General features: G+C 63.2%; 2 protein-coding genes and 1 pseudogene. 1 reads left to right on the top strand and 2 read right to left on the bottom strand.

Annotated features, from left to right (window positions below; translation table 11 throughout):
* Window positions 1-23 precede the first annotated feature (23 nt).
* On the bottom strand, window positions 24-1,241 hold the full coding sequence (locus EN932_RS34445; RefSeq protein ID WP_013531991.1) for an LL-diaminopimelate aminotransferase: 1,218 nt from the start codon (window positions 1,239-1,241) through the stop codon (window positions 24-26).
* A gap of 44 nt (window positions 1,242-1,285) precedes the next feature.
* Entirely contained in the window at window positions 1,286-1,678 is a 393-nt protein-coding gene (locus EN932_RS34440; RefSeq protein ID WP_063167871.1) for a hypothetical protein, read from the bottom strand.
* Between the two features lie 97 nt (window positions 1,679-1,775).
* Between EN932_RS34440 and EN932_RS34435 the strand changes: the two are divergent.
* Window positions 1,776-2,257, top strand: a pseudogene (locus EN932_RS34435) (class I poly(R)-hydroxyalkanoic acid synthase); the annotation flags it as partial.

The raw sequence follows: 2,257 nt of genomic DNA, 5'->3' as shown, positions 1-2,257 counted from the left end.
GATCGAATTTGCGTGCGGCAAGCTTACCGGTGAGCGGAGAGCGGCACGACATTGTTGGGCTGCTTGGCGCTGGTCGACAGGAAGCGCTTGATGTTGCGCGCCGCCTGCCGGATCCTGTGCTCGTTCTCGACCAGAGCAACGCGCACGAATTCGTCGCCATGCTCGCCGAAGCCGACACCGGGCGCCACGGCCACGTCGGCATGTTCGATGAGCAGCTTGGAGAATTCGAGCGAGCCGAGATGCTTGAACGGCTCCGGGATCGGCGCCCAGGCGAACATCGATGCCGCCGGTGCCGGAATGGTCCAGCCGGCGCGGCCGAAGGCGTCGACCATCACGTCGCGGCGCTTGTGGTAGATGTCGCGTACCTCGGCGATGTCGGCGCCGTCGCCGTTGAGCGCGTGTGCCGCCGCCACCTGGATCGGCGTGAAGGCGCCGTAATCGAGGTAGGACTTCACCCGCGTCAGCGCCGAGATCAGCCGCTCGTTGCCGACGGCAAAGCCCATGCGCCAACCGGGCATGGAGAAGGTCTTCGACATGGAGGTGAATTCGACGCAAACGTCGATCGCGCCAGGCACCTGCAGCACCGAAGGCGGCGGATTGCCGTCGAAATAGATCTCCGAATAGGCAAGGTCGGACAGGATGATGATGTCGTTCTTCTTGGCGAAGGCGACCACATCCTTGTAGAAATCGAGCGAGGCGACCAGCGCTGTCGGGTTCGACGGATAGTTGAGGATCAGCGCCAGCGGCTTCGGGATCGAATGCTTGACACCGCGCTCGAGCGCCGGAATGAAACCGTCGTCCGGCTCCACCTGCAGCGAGCGGATGACGCCGCCCGACATGATAAAGCCGAAGGCATGGATCGGATAGGTCGGGTTCGGGCACAGGATCACGTCGCCGGGCGCGGTGATCGCCTGCGCCATGTTGGCGAAGCCTTCCTTCGAACCGAGCGTGGCCACCACTTGCGTGTCGGGGTTGAGCTTCACGCCGAAGCGCCTGCCATAGTAGGCGGCCTGGGCGCGGCGCAGGCCCGGAATGCCGCGCGACGAGGAATAGCGATGCGTGCGCGGGTCGCGCACGACCTCGCACAATTTGTCGACGATAGCCTTGGGCGTCGGCAGGTCCGGATTGCCCATGCCGAGGTCGATGATGTCGGCGCCACGCGATCGGGCGCTGGCCTTGAGCCGGTTGACCTGCTCGAACACGTAAGGCGGAAGCCGGCGAACCTTGTGAAATTCTTCCATGGCAGTTCCAGACAGCGAAGGGGTGTTGGGCGCGCGCTATATACTTATTTGCAGGTAGGGTCGAGGGCGGGGTCGCATTTGGCTTCGATCTGCTTCAGCGTTTCGTCGCCATGCTTCTTGGCCAGATCCGTCAGCGCCGCCTGGTTGACGACCTTGGGGCCGCCGCCCTTTGCCGCCTGCGCATTCTCATCCGCCTTCAATTGCGCGAGCTTGGCGTTCTTCTCGGCTTCGGTGAACTGCGGCGCCGCCACTTGCGGCTTGATGTTCAGGTTCGGGAAGGTGCCGGTATCCTTCGGTCCCGCACCCACAGCGACAGGCGTCGGGCCATTCGTGTTGGTGCTCGAGCACCCGGCAATGCCGATGAGGACGATCGCCGCGCCGATGCGGCAAAAACGTCCGGCACCGAAAAAAACAGTCTCGCCAATATTAATCGTCATATTGTTTCCTTGGCAGCCGAGGTAGAGCGAGATTGGCCCGGTCGGATGTCCCATGTTAATATGTCAAGAAAAGGCCTCGGGAGGAACCCCGCCAACCATGTCCAAAACACCCGATTCGGGCAAAGCGGAAGATGACCAGCCTTCGACCGTCGAGCAATATCTGGTGAAGGACCCGGAACGCTTCGCCCTGAACATGGCGCGCATGATCGAGCAGGCCGGCAAGGCCGCTTCCGCCTGGGCCGAGCCGCGTGAAAAAGGCGACGTGCGCGACCATGTGGCCGAGCCCGTCGTCGATATGGTGAAGACCTTTTCCAAGCTCAGCGAATACTGGCTTGCCGATCCGCAGCGCGCGCTGGAAGCGCAGACGCGGCTGTTCTCCGGCTATATGACGGTCTGGGCCAACGCCATTCAGCGCACCAGCAACGCCGCGCAAGACACCGAAGACGCGGTCAAGCCGGAGCGCGGCGACAAGCGCTTCCTCGACCCGGAATGGGGCCGCAACGCCTTCTTCGATTTCCTCAAGCAGGCCTATCTCGTCACCTCGCGCTGGGCGGCCGATCTGGTCGAGCACGCCGAAGG

It is taken from the genome of Mesorhizobium sp. M7A.F.Ca.US.002.01.1.1, assembly GCF_004022955.1.
Lineage (GTDB): Bacteria > Pseudomonadota > Alphaproteobacteria > Rhizobiales > Rhizobiaceae > Mesorhizobium > Mesorhizobium ciceri.
Note: the sequence above shows the minus strand (reverse complement) of the source record. Positions and strands in the feature narration are given on the sequence as shown.

Coding starts and splice junctions, on each gene's coding strand:
- EN932_RS34445 (WP_013531991.1), bottom strand. CDS start 1,241: ATGGAAGAATTTCACAAGGTTCGCCGGCTTCCGCCTTACGTGTTCGAG.
- EN932_RS34440 (WP_063167871.1), bottom strand. CDS start 1,678: ATGACGATTAATATTGGCGAGACTGTTTTTTTCGGTGCCGGACGTTTT.